Consider the following 14,576-nt stretch of genomic DNA (forward strand, 5'->3'; position numbering starts at 1 on the left):
GTGGTGCCGTCCGCAGGAGCACCATCGAGGAGCAGGACGCCGTGCTGTCGAGGGGATTGACGTGGAGCTGCTGCCGCAGAGCCGGGAGGCGCTGGACGAGTACGTCACACCGTCGATCGACGACGTCGAGGTGCTCCTGCGCGTGATCGAGGGCTGGGCCGTGCGTGCCGTGCCCGACTGCGTCGCGCTGAGCGTGACCCTCCTCGACGAGGACCTCACCTTCACCCTCGTCGACCATGAGGCCACGCGGCGGGCCGCGGACCGCGACACCTCCGAGGACGGGGCCGAGGCGGGCGGGGACGTCTACGCGCTCGACGAGCGCGGCTGGGCCGAGATGGCGCGCGAGCGGGCGTTCGCCGGCATCGCCAGCACCGTCTCGCTCCCCGTGGTCGAGCACGGTCGCGCCGTGCTCAACATCGACCTCTACGCCTCCACCGCGTCCGCCTTCCACGACCGGATCGAGGGCCTCGTGGAGGCGCTGGGCGCCTGGCAGGCCGGCGCGGTCACCAACGCCGACCTCGGCTTCGAGACGCTGCGTCGCGCGGAGGAGGCGCCCGAGCGGCTCCGCGAGCAGCGCCTCGTCGACGTCGCCGTCGGCCTCGTCGCCGCGCGGATGGCCGTCACGACGGAGGAGGCCGCGGTGATGCTGCGCGACGCCGCCGCGAGGGCCGGGGTCTCGGAGACGCAGGCCGCGAGCGTGGCACAGGCGCTGCTCGCGTGAGCTAGCGTCACCGGACGTGCATGCGCCTCGCCCATCGGGGTACCTGAGGCCATGGAACGACCGACTGCCCCGGGCCCGCGCCGCCACGTCAAGGTGGCCATCCTCGACGAGAGCGAGCTCGTCATGCACGGCCTGCGCGCGATGCTGGAGCCGCACGCCGCGGTGATCTCGCTCGTGCACCACCGCGCGGACGGCCCCGCCCCCCTGTGCGACCTCACGCTCTACGAACCCCACAGCCGCACGGCAGGCGTACGCCCGGCGCCGCAGCGCTTCCCGACGCGCATGGTCGCGTTCGGGTGGGACTGCAGCCCCGAGGCGGTCTCGACCGAGATGGCGCGCGGGGCCGCCGGCTTCGTGAGCAAGTGGCTGCCGAGTCGCCGCCTCATCTGGAACCTCCTCCAGGTCGCCGAGGGCCGTCGCGTCGTCGACGACTGGACGCCGCACGCCGAGGCCCAGCAGGCCGCCGCGTCGAAGTGGCCGCTGACCCAGCGCGAGACGGAGGTCCTCTCGATGATCGCTGCGGGCAAGGCCAACCGGGAGATCGCCGAGGACACCAACCTCAGCATCAACTCGGTCAAGTCCTACATCCGTGGCGCCTACTCCAAGATCGAGGTCTCGTCCCGCTCGCAGGCCGTCCTCTGGGCGATCCAGCACGGGCTGCTGATGCCGAGCGACGTCCAGACGACCCCGCCGCCGCGCGTCCACGCCCCGCGCACCTCCTACACGGCCCACGCCGCGCACGCGTGACCCGCTTCGGCTACTTCCTCTCCTGCGAGGAGTACGCACCCGACCAGCTCCTCGAGCAGGCGCGGCTGGCGGAGCGGGCCGGCTTCGACAGCCTCTGGATCAGCGACCACTTCCACCCGTGGACGAGCGCGCAGGGCCAGTCGCCGTTCGTCTGGTCGATGATCGGGGCGATCGCGCAGGTCTGCGACCTGCCGGTCACGACGGCCGTGACCTGCCCCACCGTGCGTACGCACCCGGCGATCGTGGCCCAGGCGGCCGCGACGTCCGCGGTGCTGCTCGGCGAGGGCCGCTTCACGCTCGGCGTCGGCACCGGTGAGGCGCTCAACGAGCACGTCCTCGGGGATGCGTGGCCGCGCACCGACATCCGGCTGGAGATGCTCGAGGAGGCCGTCGAGGTGATCCGCCGGCTGTGGACCGGGGAGGTCGTCTCGCACGACGGCCGCCACTACACCGTCGACACGGCTCGCATCTACACGCGGCCGGACGAGCCGCCGCCGATCTACATGAGCGCCTTCGGGCCCAAGGCCCTCGACGTGGCCTGCCGGATCGCCGACGGGTTCATCACGACGTCTCCCGACGCCACGTCGGTCGAGACGTTCCGCGAAGCCAAGGGTCCGCAGGCGCCGACGCAGGCGGGCTTCAAGGTGGCCTGGGGCCCGACGCGCGACGAGGCCATCGACGAGGCGTACGCCCGCTGGCCCAACGCGGGGGTCCCCGGGGAGCTCAGCCAGGTGCTGCCCAACCCGCAGCACTTCGAGCAGGCGGCCGAGCTGGTGACGCGGGAGAAGTTCGCCGAGGACGGTGCGTTCGGCCCCGAGGTCGCCGCGCACGTCGAGGCGTACTCCCCGTTCGTCGAGGCGGGCTTCGACGAGGTCTACGTCGCCAACATGGGCCCGCACTACGCCGACATGATCGCCGCCTACGGCTCCGACGTCCTGCCGGAGCTGCGCGGACGCTAGTCGTGCTCCGGGTGCCCCTCGACGGATGCGGGGCGCGCCTCGTGCCCCTCGCGACCCCGGGTCCGCCGCAGCTCCTTCATCTCCGCCTCGAAGACGTGGCGCTGCCCGTCCACGAGCTCGTCGAGCGCGCGCTGGTGCAGGCCCTTGGCCCGCGCGTAGAAGCCGTCGTCGAACGCCTCCACCATCTGGAACGACCACATGCCCGGGAGCGGGTTCTGCCCGAGCGCGTCCTGGTCGAGCGCGTCCGCGAGGTCGTCGTGACCGGCGTCGCGGATCATCTCGGTCGCCTCCTCGAGCGTGGTCTCGGCGCTGCCCATCAGCCGGTGGAAGGCGAAGAGGTGGCCGCGGGCGTCCTCGACGTGGTCGATCGCGGCGGACAGCTTGCCCAGCGCCTCCACGGTCGCATCGGTGACGCCGTCGGGACGCCGGTGCTCGGGGGACGGGTGGTCGGCCTGCGGGTCGGTCATGCTCCGAGCCTCACAGGACGCGGAGCGGCCGCACCACATGCGAACGGGCGGGTCGCCCTCCCGGTCACGTCGTCGCCGGGTCGGCCGGGTCGGCCGGGTCGGCCGGCAGCGACTCGAGGGCGGCGACGAGCTCGGTGAGGGCGAGCCTCGTCGCCGCCTCGACGACCTCCGCGGGACCTCCCGGCAGCCGGACGTGCGTGGAACGGGTGCGACCGGGCAGCGCCACCGCCAGGTGGACGGTGCCGGGCGGGCAGTCCTCCCGCGGGCCGGGACCGCCGACCCCGGTGATCCCGACGGCGACGTCCGCGCCGAGCAGGCGGCGTACGCCGACCGCCATGCGTCGCGCGCAGCTCGCGGTGATGACCGGGCCGCGGTCGACGCCGAGCACGTCGAACTTGACGTCCTCCACGTAGGCGACGACGGCCCCGCGGTACCACGACGCCGCGTCCTCGCCGCGACCCAGGAGTGCGGAGATCCGCCCCGCGGTCAGCGACTCCGCGACCGCGATGCGCACCCCGCGGGACCGGGCGAGGTCGGCCACGCGGTCGACGGCCTCGATGTCGCTGTGCCCCTCGGACGGTTCGGGGATCGCCATGTCGCACCTCCTGTGCGCGCTGCAGTTCCCACCCCGCAAGGCGGTCATGCGCCGCACGTGCGTATGCGCTCGCCGCGCCCGGGGCACTGCCCGGGCATGACTTCGCACGACCTGTCAGGACCCGGGCTGGCCGTCGTCACCGGCGCCTCGACCGGCATCGGCCGCGCCTTCGCGAGCCTGCTCGCGGGGGAGGGGTACGACCTGGTGCTCGCCGCCGACGAGCCCGAGGTGCACGCGGTCGCCGACAACCTCGAGTCGACCGGACGGACGGTGACGGCCGTCGAGGTGGACCTCGCCGCCCGTGACGGCGTCGAGCGGCTCCACGAGGTCGTGGCGAGCCAGCCGAGCCCGGTGAGCGTCGGCATCCTCAACGCCGGCATCGGCGTGCACGGCCGCTTCGACCAGGCCGGTCTCGACGAGCAGCTGCGGCTGGTCGACCTCAACGTCCGCTCGACCGTGCACCTCAGCATCCTGCTGGCGCGCGACATGGTCGCGCAGCAGGAGGGTCGCCTGCTGCTCGTCTCGTCGATCGCCGGCAAGGGCCCGGGGCCCGGCCACGCGGCGTACGCCGCCTCGAAGGCGTTCGTGCACTCCTTCGCCGAAGCGATCCGCCACGAGCTGGCGGACACCGGCGTGAGCGTGACGTCGCTGCAGCCCGGCCCGACCGACACCGACTTCTTCGACCGCGCCGACATGGGCGCGACCCGGGTCGCGCAGGGACCGAAGGACACCCCCGAGGAGGTCGCCAACGACGGGTGGCGGGCGCTCCTCGCCGGCAAGGACCACGTCGTCGCCGGCTCCGTACGCAACACCGTCCAGGCAGCGGGCGCCCACGTGGTGCCCGACCCGGTCGCGGCCAAGGCCGCGGCCCGACAGACCGAGGAGGTCTCCGAACGATGAAGGCAGTCACCTGGCAGGGCCGGCAGGACATGCAGGTAACCAGCGTCCCCGACGCGACGATCGAGGAGCGCACGGACGTCGTCATCGAGGTGACGTCGACCGGGTTGTGCGGCTCCGACCTGCACCTCTACGACCCGCTGACGCCGTTCATGACCGAGGGCGACATCGTCGGCCACGAGCCGATGGGCATCGTGCGTGACGTCGGCTCCGCCGTGACGACCCTCAAGGCGGGCGACCGCGTGGTCGTGCCGTTCAACATCAGCTGCGGGACGTGCTGGATGTGCACCCGCGGGCTCTACAGCCAGTGCGAGACCACGCAGAACACCGACACCGGCACCGGTGCCAGCCTCTTCGGCTACAGCAAGCTCTACGGCCAGGTCCCCGGAGGGCAGGCCGAGCTGCTGCGGGTGCCGTTCGCCGACACGCTGCCCATCAAGGTGCCGGACGGCCCGCCGGACGACCGGTTCCTGTTCCTCTCCGACGTGCTGCCGACCGCGTGGCAGGCCGTGGAGTACGCCGACGTCGAGGACGGCGGCACGCTCCTGGTGGTCGGCGCCGGACCCATCGGCGACATGGCCGCCCGCATCGGGCTGCACCGCGGGCTGAGGGTCATCGTGGTCGACTCCGTGCGCGAGCGGCTGGCGCGGGTCCACGGCCGCGGTGCCGAGACGATCGACCACTCGCAGGTCGACGGCATCGGCGACCGGGTCCGCGAGCTCACCGACGGCCGCGGCGCCGACGCGGTGATCGACGCCGTCGGCATGGAGGCCCACGGGTCGCCGGTCGCCGAGACCGCGCAGAAGGCGCTCGCCCTGCTCCCCAAGAAGGTGCAGGAGAAGGTCATGCTCACCATGGGCTCCGACCGCCTCGCCGCGCTGATGAGCGCGATCGACGCCGTGCGCCGCGGCGGGACGATCAGCATCTCGGGCGTCTACGGCGCCCCGACCGACCCGCTGCCGATGTTCCAGCTGTTCGACAAGCAGGTCCAGATCCGGATGGGCCAGGCCAACGTGCACCGCTGGAGCGACGACATCCTCCGTCTGCTCGAGCAGGACGAGGACGTGCTGGGCGTCGAGTCGTTCGCGACGCACCACCTGCCGCTGGACGACGCACCCGAGGCCTACCGCAAGTTCCGCGACAAGGAGGACGGCATGGTCAAGGTGGTGTTCCGGCCGTGAGGGTGCCCAAGCCGCGCGGGGCGCTCAGCCAGTGGCTGGGCGCCCGGCTCACCGGTACGGGCACCGCGGGGACCGCGCCCGCCGCCGACTCCCCCGAGGACGAGGCCATCGCGCTGTGGACCCTGCACGAGCTGTCGTACCGCGGCTTCGAGGACGCGGACGACCGTGCCGAGTGGGACCCTGAGGTCCTGCACGTGCGGCACGGGCTCGAGGTGGCGCTGGAGGACCGGCTGCGGCAGCGCTGGGCGGACGCCGCACCGGCCGACCTGCCGGCGGAGGTCCCGGCGGCGCTGGCCGCGCTGGTCGATGCCGACGACGGGCCCTCGCTGGCGACGTACGTCCGGCGCGAGGCCGACCGCGACCAGGTGCTCGAGCTGCTGCGCCAGCGCTCGGTCTACCACCTCAAGGAGTCCGACCCGTCGGCCTTCGTGGTGCCGCGCCTGCCCGTGCGGGCCAAGGCCGCGCTCATGGAGCTGCAGTACGACGAGTACGGCGACGGCGACCCCAACCGGCTGCACGCCCACCTGTTCGCCCGCGGCCTCGAGGCCGTCGGGCTGCGGCCCGAGTACGGCGCCTACGTCGACGACGCGATCACCGAGAACCTCGAGATGAACAACGCGGGCTCGCTCTTCGGCCTCCACCGCCGGCTCCGGGGCGCGGCGATGGGCCACCTCGCCGCCTTCGAGATGACCAGCTCGATCCCCTCGCGCAAGATGGTGCAGGGCCTCGAGCGGCTCGAGATGGGCGGCCCGATGGCGGCCTACTACGACGAGCACGTCGAGGCCGACGCCATCCACGAGCAGCTCGCCGCGCACGACATCTGCGGCACCCTCGCCGAGGACGAGCCCGATCAGGCGGCCGACATCCTCTTCGGCGCGTGGACCTGCCTCGACGTGGAGGCGCGCTTCGCGACCGCGGTGCTGAGGTCGTGGGGGGTCTCCCCGCAGTGAGGGACCGCGACTTCGACCACCCCGAGGTGGTGCTCTGCAAGGACGGGCCGATGCTGCTGCGCGGCGCCACGTCCGTCCAGGACGCCGACGGCACCGTCCACCCGGTCCAGCGCCCCGTCGTGGCGCTGTGCCGCTGCGAGAAGTCCAGCCGGCTGCCGTGGTGCGACGGGACGCACAAGGTGATCCCGAAGGCCTGACCACGTAGACGCGCGGACACAACTGCGGTCGCCGCGTGTGTCGGACGCTTGCGGGCGCCGCGCGAGACGACTTCTGTCCGCGCGTCTACGGCCTGTGGATGGTGCGAGCGGCGACCTGGCCCTGCCGCCCATGCTGGGGGCGTGGACGTCGTCACTGTCATCGAGCGCTTGGGCGGTCTCGCCTCACGGGCCGACCTGATCCGCGCGACGTCGCGCGCCGACGTCGACCGGGCGCTCCGCGCCGGCGCCGTCGTGAGCGTCGGGCACGGCCGCTACGCGACGCCCGGGAGCGACCAGGCCGCTGTCCTCGCGTTCCGGCTCAACGGCCACCTCAGCCTCACCAGCGCCGCGGTGCACCACGGCTGGGAGGTGAAGACGGTCCCGGACGTGCCGCACGTGGCCTTCCCGCGCAAGCGCAACGTGGCGCAGCTCGGACGGCGGCAGGTGGTGGTCCATCGCGCCGACCTCGGTCCTGACGACACCTCGGGGATCGCGACGAGCCGCGACGTCACCCTGCTGCACTGCCTGCGCTCGCTCCCCGACGACGAGGCCCTCACGATCGCGGACTCTGCGCTGCGACACGGTGAGATCGCCACCCTGCGCCGCGTCCTGGCGAGCGTCCGGGGAGCCGGCAGCGCGAAGGTGCGCCGGATCGGGCTCGCTGCGGACGCGCGGGCCGCGAACCCGTTCGAGTCCGTGACGAGGGCGATCTGCCTGCAGGTGCCCGGACTCCACGTGGTGCCGCAGGTGGTGCTGTCGACGGACCACTACTGGGCGCGCCCGGACCTGGTCGACCGCGAGCTGCGCATCGTGGTCGAGTGCGAGTCGTGGGAGTGGCACGGCGACCGGAAGGGCTTCGTCAAGGACGTCCGGCGCTACACGTTGCTGACGGCCGACGGGTGGACGGTGCTCCGCTTCACGTGGGACGACGTCATGCTGCGCCCGGCGTGGGTGCGCGCGGTGCTCGCTCAGGTCGTCGCACGAGCAGTGGGAGACGCGCGGACAGAAGTCGCCGACGCCTGGCCGGCCGCCGCCTGAGCGGAGGTCGCGACACGACTTCTGTCCGCGCGTCTACGCGCGGTCGATCCGGGCCAGCACGCCGCGGACGTGCTGGCGTACCTCCACCATCGCGAGCCGTCCCTCGGCGACGCACGGCTCCTCGCGCAGCAGGTCGGTCTGCGCGCGGGTGCCGACCTGGAGCACGGCGGACCCGCCGGGCGCGAGGTGCCGGTCGATGACCTCGAGGCAGGCACGGGCGACGTCGAGCCCGTCGTCGCCCCCGTCGATCGCGGTCAGCGGGTCCTGGGGGTAGCGGGTGGTCTGCTCGCGCGGCACCCACGGCGGGTCGGCGATCACCACAGGGAACCGCTCGTCGTCGGCGAGGGCCTCCTCGAGCCGGGACTCGCGGACCTCGACGCGCTCGGCCAGGCCGTTGGCGACGGCGTTGACGCGGGCGTAGTCGCAGGCGACGGGGCTGGCGTCCACGCACACGAGCCTGCGGCCGTTGGCCGCGACGGCGAGCAGGCCGATGTGCCCCGCCCCCGCGCAGAGCTCCAGCACCGTCCCGCCGGGCGTGGTCGCCATCAGGTCGGCCGCCCACGCCGACTGCGCGGCGGTCCACTCGCGCGGGCGGAGCACGCGGTCGTCGAAGGCGATGTCCAGGGACCCCGGTGCGGGCCCGAACTCGATGTGCTCGGTCATGTGCGGCGGAGCCTCCTCGTGCGCTGCTGCCAGATCGCGGCGCGGGCGGCGTTGGCGCCGGCCGACCCGTGGACGCCGCCGCCGGGGTGCGCGGAGGCGGAGGCGAGGAACAGGCCGGGTACGCCCGTCGCCGCGCGGCCACGCATGGCGGGCACCGGCCGGAAGACGAGCTCCTGGTGGAGCTGGGACGTGCCGCCGTTGACGGCACCGCCGATGAGGTTGGCGTTGCGCGCCTCGAGCTCGTGCGGCCCCAGCACCCGCCGCTCGAGGACGAGGGAGCCGAACCCCGGCGCGCGCTCCTCGATCCGCGCCTGCATCCGGTCCGCGAACCGCTCGGTGTCGTCACGGTCCCACGCACCCGTGACCTCGCCCGCCGCGTCGGCCCTGGTCATCCCCGGCTGCGGCACGTGGGTGTAGGCCCAGAACGACTCGGTGCCCGCTGGGGAGCGGGTCGGGTCGCTGGTCGTCATCTGACCGGTCAGCAGGAACGGCCGGTCCGGCACGACACCGGACGACACCTGCGAGAGGGTCTGCGTCATCTGCTCGACCGAGTCCGCGACGTGCACCGTCCCCGGCGCGAGGTCGGGCCGGTTGGTCCACGGCACCGGACCGGAGAGCGCCCAGTCCACCTTCACCGTGCCCGGGTCGAGCTCGAAGTCGCGCATCCCGCGCACCACCCGCGCGGGCAGGTGCTCCTGGGCGACGAGCCGGCCGAACAGGTGCGCCGCCGAGACGTCGGCCAGCACCGTGCCCGAGGCGTACGCCCGACCGTCGCGGGTGCGTACGCCCTGCACGCGGCCGTGGTGGACCTGGACCTCGGTGACCTCGGCGTCCGTCACGACCTCGACGCCGCGCGAGCGGCAGCGCGCCACCAGCGCGTCGGTCAGCGACTGGGCCCCGCCGCGCGGGACGGGGAAGCCGACGGTCTGGCCGAGCATCGTCATCAGGACGCCGAAGACGCCGGACCCCGGTGAAGCGAGGGGGAAGTCGGCGTGCCCGGCGTTGCCGGACAGGAGCAGGCCCCCGGCCTCGCCCGAGAAGAGCTCACGCCCGAGGGACGCGACCGGGGTGGCGAGGCGGCGGACCGTGTCGAGGCCGCCCGCCCTGGCGAGCGCAGGCAGGAGCCGGGCGCCCGCGCGCACCGGGGGGAACGGCGTGGTCAGCCCGTCGACCAACGACGGCCCGATCCGGTCCCACGTCGCGCACAGGTCGAGCCACGCGTCGCCGTCACCGGGGCGCAGCGCGTCGAGCCCGGCCGCGGTCGCCGCGCGGTCGCGGTGCAGCACGGCCCACTGGCCGTCGCCGAAGGGGTGACCGAGGACGGCGGGCGCGTGCTCCCACACCAGGCCGTGGTCCTCGAGCCGCAGCGACGCGATCGCGCTCGACGCCACGGCGAGCGGGTAGAAGGCGCTGAAGGTGTCGTGCACGAAGTCCGGGTGCACCTCGCGGTCGCTGCGCACCGCGCCGCCGGGGGTGGCCTGGGCCTCGAGGACCGCGACCTCCCACCCGGCGTCGGCGAGGACGTTGGCCGCGACGAGCCCGTTGGGCCCGGCGCCGACCACGACGGCGGAGTGGGTCACCTGACCCTGCCCTCCACCACGTAGGCGAGGCGCCGCAGCGCCTCGACGTTGCGCAGGTGCAGCTGGGCGTCGCGCAGCGGCTTCGGCACCAGCGTGCCCGGCCCCGCCGTGGCGTCCTCCACGATGGTGACGGTCGTCGTCGTGGTGCTCTCCGGCTCCAGTGAGATCTCGACGTGCGCCTGGCCGGCGGGCCACCCTCGCGCGAGCAGCAGGATCCGCGCGGACTCCTCGACCTCGAGCACCTCGGTGGTGTCGTCGATGAGCAGCGGCCACGAGCCGACGCTGTGGTGCAGGCGCGATCCCACGGCCGGCCAGGTCTCGTCGACGTCGCGCATCCGCGACGCGCCGACGACGAAGAGCGGGTAGAGCCAGCCGTCGGCCAGCACCTCCCAGACCTGCTCGGGCGTCGCGTCGATCGTTCGGCTGGTCGTGCTCATGGGGTCGTCCCCTCCTGGGTCGTCCGGGTGGTTCGGGTGCTCCGGGTGCTCCGGGTGTTCCGCGTGCTCCGGGTGGTCCTGACCCAGTTCCCACCTACCCGCTCGACCAGTCGTGCGCGCTCGAGGTCCTCCAGCCACCCCTGCATCGGCCACTCGCCCCAGCGCTCGTGGAAGAGCCGACCGTTGCGCAGGATGTCGTCGACGTGCTCGACGGGCGGGCTGCTGACCGGGTGGTGCTGGTGGTACGCCCGGGCGGCGCCGACCCAGCCGAGCCCGACGCCGTGGACGACGGCGCTGCGGGCGAAGTCGGTGTCCTCGCCGCCGTAGCCGGTGTAGTCCTCGCAGAACCCGCCCACCCGGGCCCACGCGGCCGGGGAGACCGCGAAGGACAGCGACCAGAAGAGGTCGGGGTCGAGGTCGTCGAGCAGCCGGCCGGGAGCGAGGTCGGGCCGGGCCGGGTGCGGGTCGTCCCAGGCGGCGAGGTCTGCCGGGTCGGCGGGATACCCCTCGGGCGGGGGCGGCGGCAGGTAGGTCACGGGGCCCGACCAGATCCACTGCGGGCGGGCCGCGACCACGTCGGCGTACGCCTCGACGAGCCCGGCCCCCGGCAGGCAGTCCACGTCGAGCAGGACCACGACGTCGGCGCCGGCGTCCAGGACGGTGCGTACGCCGAGGTTGCGCGCCATGGCGAGCGGCAGGCGCCCCTCCCGCCCAGGCCCGACGTGCACGACGCGGCGGCGCAGGCCGCCCTCCTCGCGCTCGACGATGGCGTCGTCGTCCATCGCCACGACGAGGTAGTCGTCAGGCACCCGCGTGCCACCGGCCAGGGTGCGGTGCTGGCCGGCGAGGTGGTCGTGGCGGCCGTGGGCGATCGTCACGACGGCGACCCGGGTCACGACCGGCACCTCGTCCGGTCGCGCACGTCGAGCACCACCCGGGCGAAGCGCTCGGCCGCATCGCCGTCGCACCAGGCGGTCCACCGCTGCGGGTCGAGCGACGCCGCCCGGCTGAGCACGTACGGCCACTCGTCGGCGTCGGGCCAGGTGCGGCACACGACCGCCGGCCAGTCCTGCTCGAGCACGGCGGCGGTGGTCCGCTGCTCCTGGTGCGGCCGCTCCTGGGGGAGGACCACGGCGGGCCGGCGCGCTGCGGCGGTCTCGGCCAGCGCGTTCTGGCCCGCGTGGGTGACGACGACGTCGGCGGCGGCGAGCACCACCGACGGGTCGTCCACCCAGGTCTCCGGTCCCGCGCCGAGCACGTCCCACTCCCACCCGGGCGTCGACGCGAGGGCCGCCCGTACGGAGGCGGGGGCGACGTCGTGGCCTCCCGTGCCGAGCATGAGGACGACCTTGCGCGCAGCACCGGTCGGTGTCGCGTCGGGGACGTCACGGACCGGGTGGCGCGAGAGCGCGCCGACGCACACGAGCCGCTCGCGCAGCTCCGGCGGGAGGCCGGGTGCCATGCCGTCGGCCTCCGCGGGCCAGAAGCCGACGAGGGCCTCGGCGACACCGAGCCCGAGACGGTGGGGCTCGTCGTCGCGCCGCCCGGGCAGCACGACGCCGATGACCGGGACGCCGTGGAGCCGCACCAGCAGGCTGACCTCGACCGACACGTCGACGACCACGAGGTCGGGCCGGGCCGAGGCGAGCCACGCGGAGATCGCGGACGTGCGCTCGCGGAGGCCGTCGTGGTGCAGCGGTGCCCAGTGCAGGTGGTCGTGGGCGGTCCGGTCGGGCGCGCGACCGCCGTCGTCGCGGGCGAGCCGGACCCAGTCGCCGGGCCAGCCGCGCGGTGCCTCGAGGCTGGACAGCCCGGTGACCCGGATGCCCTCGCGCGCCAGGCGCTCGGCGAGCACCTGGGCCCGGTGGCGGTGGCCGCTGCCGACGTGGTGGACGTAGTAGCCGACGGACCCCCGAGCGGGTGGCGTCACGCGGCGTCCACCCGCTGTGCGAGCTCGCCGTAGAGACCGAGGTAGCGATCGACCATCGCGTCGGCGCCGCAGGTGGCCACGGCGTACGCCCGCACGTCACCGCGGTCGAGGGCGGCCGCCTCGCGGATCGCGACGGCGAGCGCCTCCACGTCGTCCGGTGCCACCAGCACCCCGGCGCGGGGCGAGACCACCTGGACGAGGCCGCCACGGGCGAAGCCCGCCACCGGGGTGCCGCTCGCCATCGCCTCCGCGGCGACCAGGCCGTACGGCTCGTCCCACACCGGCGTCACGACGGCCACCGAGGCCGACCTCAGGAGCGCGGACAGGTCGGGGCCGGACAGGTGGCCGACGTGCCGGGCGTCGGGCCCGAGGCGCGGGGCGACCTCGCGGGCGAAGTAGTCCTCGTCCTGGACGGGACCGGCCAGCAGGAGGTCCACCCCGGCGCGGCGGCAGGCGTCGATCGCGAGGTGCGGGGCCTTCTCGGGGACGATGCGCCCGGTCCACACGGCGGGGCCGCCGCCGTCCCCGGCGGGCCAGCGCCTCAGGTCGAGGCCGTTGAGCACGACGTCGCTGTCGACCGCGTGGCGCCACGCGTCGGCCGTCCACTGGCTCACCGCGACGAAGCGGGGCGGGCGGGGGCACAGGGCCAGGGCGGACTCGATCAGCGGCAGCGGCGGTGTGTGCAGCGTCGTGAGCACGGGCACGTCGAGCGCCGGCGCCATCGCCACCGGCAGGTGGTGGAGGCTGTTGTTGTGCACCACGTCGTAGTCCTCGGCGCCGGTGCGCGCGAGGGAGAGCATGAGGTCGAGGTAGGCGTGGTGCTCGGCCAGCCACCCCGCGTTGGGCGCGAACTTGTCGGCCATCGCGGCGGCGCTCACCTCCACGGACGCCAGCGGCAGCACGCGCGCGGGCAGCGACGTGTCGGACCCCGGACCGGCGAAGAGGGTGACGTCGTGCCCGCGCTCGGCCAGGCCGCGCACCATCGTGTGGGTCATCGACTCCAGGCCGCCTGCGAAGGGTTCCCGGATGGGGTAGCTGCTCGAGGCGATGAGGCAGATCCTCACCGCACCGCCCTCACGAGCATCTCGTAGAGGCGGTCGTGCGCGCTCGCCAGTGCCGCGCGTTCGCGGCGCCGGTCCTCGACGGTGGGAGGCGGGGCCACGCGACCGGCGTACGCCTCGCGCACCGCCGCGGCCAGGCTCTCCGCGTCGAGGTGCTGCTCGTCGTGGCCGTAGGACAGCACCGTCGCCTGGTCGGCGAAGTAGCCGCACGACGGAGCGATGACCGCGGTCCCGAGGTCGCGGCACGCCTCCAGCCAGCCGCTGTGGGTGCCGAAGCGGTAGGGCAGCACCGACACGTCGAGCGACGCGAGGTAGGCCCACAGCGCGTCGTCGTCGAGGAAGTCGTGGATGCGCAGGTCGATCTCGCCGCGAGCGGCGTGCTCGTGGAGCGCCTCGGACAGCGCGGCGTCGTAGCGCGCCCCGTCGGGGAGCAGCACGTCACGGTGGCCGTTGACCTGCAGGACCGCGTGGGGCAGCTCGCGCAGGGCGTCGACGAGCACGGGCACGAGGGGGTGCGGGTGCATGCCCGCACGCAGGCTCTTCACGTGCAGCCCGACGCGGAACTGCTGGGCGCGCGGGCCGCTGCGGCGCACCCCGCGCATCGCGGCGGCGCGTCGCATCACGTCGAACGGCACCACGTGGGGGTGCGGCAGGACGATGGCCTCGCGACCCCACCGGGACCGGATCTCGTCGGCCGCGCCCCGGGTCAGGGTGATGAGGGCGTCGGCCGCGGGTACCAGCACGTCGAGCTGGCGGTCGTGGAGCTCGCGCTCGGCGTGGTGGGGGTTGCGCAGGTCGTGGACCGTGAACACCAGCGGCTTGCCGCGCCGGCGCAGGTCGTCCACGAGGGCCTGGAGGTCCTCGGGGCTGCGGGCGTCGAAGCCGAAGTGCAGGTGGAACACGTCGAAGTCGTTCGTCGCGGCCCATCCCGGGTCGAGCATCACCGGGGGCCACCAGCGCTGCGTCTGCGCGGCGCCCTCGGGGGTCGGGTCGGGGAGGCGGTGGGGCCCGGAGCCGTCCTCGGGCGCGAGGTGACGGACGTACACGTGTCCCGAGGGGACGGACGCCACCACCAGTCGGCGAGAACGGGCGCGCGGCACCGCCGGTGCGGGCGCGCCAGTCGTCACGTGAGTGGTCACGCGCCCATGTACCC

17 protein-coding genes are annotated in these 14,576 nt (G+C 74.3%); 8 read left to right on the top strand and 9 right to left on the bottom strand.

Annotated elements, in window-relative coordinates; all coding sequences use genetic code 11:
• The first annotated feature begins 61 nt into the window (after nt 1–61).
• Genes F4692_RS09330 through F4692_RS09340 form a run of 3 tightly spaced genes read left to right on the top strand, consistent with a single transcriptional unit; the run spans nt 62 to nt 2,427 of the window.
• Nucleotides 62–721: a hypothetical protein gene (locus F4692_RS09330; RefSeq protein ID WP_179619402.1), complete on the top strand. Its 660-nt coding sequence runs from the start codon at nt 62–64 to the stop codon at nt 719–721.
• Between the two features lie 51 nt (nt 722–772).
• Nucleotides 773–1,468: a helix-turn-helix transcriptional regulator gene (locus F4692_RS09335; protein WP_179619403.1), complete on the top strand. Its 696-nt coding sequence runs from the start codon at nt 773–775 to the stop codon at nt 1,466–1,468.
• Nucleotides 1,465–2,427, top strand: a complete 963-nt coding sequence (locus F4692_RS09340; RefSeq protein ID WP_179619404.1) for a TIGR03557 family F420-dependent LLM class oxidoreductase — start codon at nt 1,465–1,467, stop codon at nt 2,425–2,427. Before F4692_RS09335 ends, F4692_RS09340 begins: the two co-directional genes overlap by 4 nt.
• On the opposite strand, the gene F4692_RS09345 is transcribed toward F4692_RS09340, so the two are convergent.
• Together F4692_RS09345 and F4692_RS09350 are read right to left on the bottom strand one after the other, a co-directional pair.
• The gene (locus F4692_RS09345) at nt 2,424–2,894 is read right to left on the bottom strand and encodes a hypothetical protein (protein ID WP_179619405.1); all 471 of its coding nucleotides are present in this window, start codon (nt 2,892–2,894) and stop codon (nt 2,424–2,426) included. The genes F4692_RS09340 and F4692_RS09345 overlap by 4 nt on opposite strands.
• 64 nt (nt 2,895–2,958) lie before the next feature.
• Nucleotides 2,959–3,489: a CinA family protein gene (locus F4692_RS09350; RefSeq protein WP_179619406.1), complete on the bottom strand. Its 531-nt coding sequence runs from the start codon at nt 3,487–3,489 to the stop codon at nt 2,959–2,961.
• 96 nt (nt 3,490–3,585) lie between these two features.
• On the opposite strand from F4692_RS09350, the gene F4692_RS09355 reads away from it, so the two are divergent.
• From F4692_RS09355 to F4692_RS09375, 5 genes are all read left to right on the top strand, one after another.
• Nucleotides 3,586–4,389 (top strand): SDR family NAD(P)-dependent oxidoreductase, encoded by an 804-nt coding sequence (locus F4692_RS09355; RefSeq protein ID WP_179619407.1) that lies wholly within the window; start codon nt 3,586–3,588, stop codon nt 4,387–4,389.
• On the top strand, nt 4,386–5,567 hold the full coding sequence (locus tag F4692_RS09360; protein ID WP_179619408.1) for a zinc-dependent alcohol dehydrogenase: 1,182 nt from the start codon (nt 4,386–4,388) through the stop codon (nt 5,565–5,567). Before F4692_RS09355 ends, F4692_RS09360 begins: the two co-directional genes overlap by 4 nt.
• Nucleotides 5,564–6,517 carry an iron-containing redox enzyme family protein gene (locus F4692_RS09365; protein WP_179619409.1) on the top strand — a complete coding sequence of 318 codons (954 nt, stop codon included), beginning with the start codon at nt 5,564–5,566 and terminating at the stop codon, nt 6,515–6,517. Before F4692_RS09360 ends, F4692_RS09365 begins: the two co-directional genes overlap by 4 nt.
• Nucleotides 6,514–6,714 carry a CDGSH iron-sulfur domain-containing protein gene (locus F4692_RS09370; protein ID WP_308645232.1) on the top strand — a complete coding sequence of 67 codons (201 nt, stop codon included), beginning with the start codon at nt 6,514–6,516 and terminating at the stop codon, nt 6,712–6,714. The genes F4692_RS09365 and F4692_RS09370 overlap by 4 nt, the downstream gene beginning before the upstream one ends.
• A gap of 141 nt (nt 6,715–6,855) precedes the next feature.
• Complete coding sequence (locus tag F4692_RS09375) at nt 6,856–7,752, top strand: DUF559 domain-containing protein (protein WP_179619410.1); 897 nt, start codon at nt 6,856–6,858, stop codon at nt 7,750–7,752.
• Between the two features lie 33 nt (nt 7,753–7,785).
• Here F4692_RS09375 and F4692_RS09380 read toward each other — a convergent pair whose 3' ends face one another.
• The 7 genes from F4692_RS09380 to F4692_RS09410 are packed head-to-tail and all read right to left on the bottom strand — an operon-like array spanning nt 7,786 to nt 14,469.
• Nucleotides 7,786–8,415, bottom strand: a complete 630-nt coding sequence (locus F4692_RS09380) for a methyltransferase (protein ID WP_179619411.1) — start codon at nt 8,413–8,415, stop codon at nt 7,786–7,788.
• The gene (locus tag F4692_RS09385; protein ID WP_179619412.1) at nt 8,412–9,995 is read right to left on the bottom strand and encodes a phytoene desaturase family protein; all 1,584 of its coding nucleotides are present in this window, start codon (nt 9,993–9,995) and stop codon (nt 8,412–8,414) included. Before F4692_RS09385 ends, F4692_RS09380 begins: the two co-directional genes overlap by 4 nt.
• Complete coding sequence (locus F4692_RS09390; RefSeq protein WP_179619413.1) at nt 9,992–10,432, bottom strand: SRPBCC family protein; 441 nt, start codon at nt 10,430–10,432, stop codon at nt 9,992–9,994. Before F4692_RS09390 ends, F4692_RS09385 begins: the two co-directional genes overlap by 4 nt.
• Nucleotides 10,429–11,328 (bottom strand): glycosyltransferase family 2 protein, encoded by a 900-nt coding sequence (locus F4692_RS09395; RefSeq protein ID WP_218858376.1) that lies wholly within the window; start codon nt 11,326–11,328, stop codon nt 10,429–10,431. Before F4692_RS09395 ends, F4692_RS09390 begins: the two co-directional genes overlap by 4 nt.
• The gene (locus tag F4692_RS21785) at nt 11,325–12,362 is read right to left on the bottom strand and encodes a glycosyltransferase (RefSeq protein ID WP_179619415.1); all 1,038 of its coding nucleotides are present in this window, start codon (nt 12,360–12,362) and stop codon (nt 11,325–11,327) included. Before F4692_RS21785 ends, F4692_RS09395 begins: the two co-directional genes overlap by 4 nt.
• Nucleotides 12,359–13,426: a glycosyltransferase gene (locus F4692_RS09405; protein ID WP_218858377.1), complete on the bottom strand. Its 1,068-nt coding sequence runs from the start codon at nt 13,424–13,426 to the stop codon at nt 12,359–12,361. The genes F4692_RS21785 and F4692_RS09405 overlap by 4 nt, the downstream gene beginning before the upstream one ends.
• Complete coding sequence (locus F4692_RS09410; protein ID WP_308645233.1) at nt 13,423–14,469, bottom strand: glycosyltransferase; 1,047 nt, start codon at nt 14,467–14,469, stop codon at nt 13,423–13,425. The genes F4692_RS09405 and F4692_RS09410 overlap by 4 nt, the downstream gene beginning before the upstream one ends.
• Nucleotides 14,470–14,576 lie beyond the last annotated feature (107 nt).

This window comes from Nocardioides cavernae, from assembly GCF_013410035.1.
GTDB classification, from domain to species: Bacteria; Actinomycetota; Actinomycetes; order Propionibacteriales; family Nocardioidaceae; genus Nocardioides; species Nocardioides cavernae_A.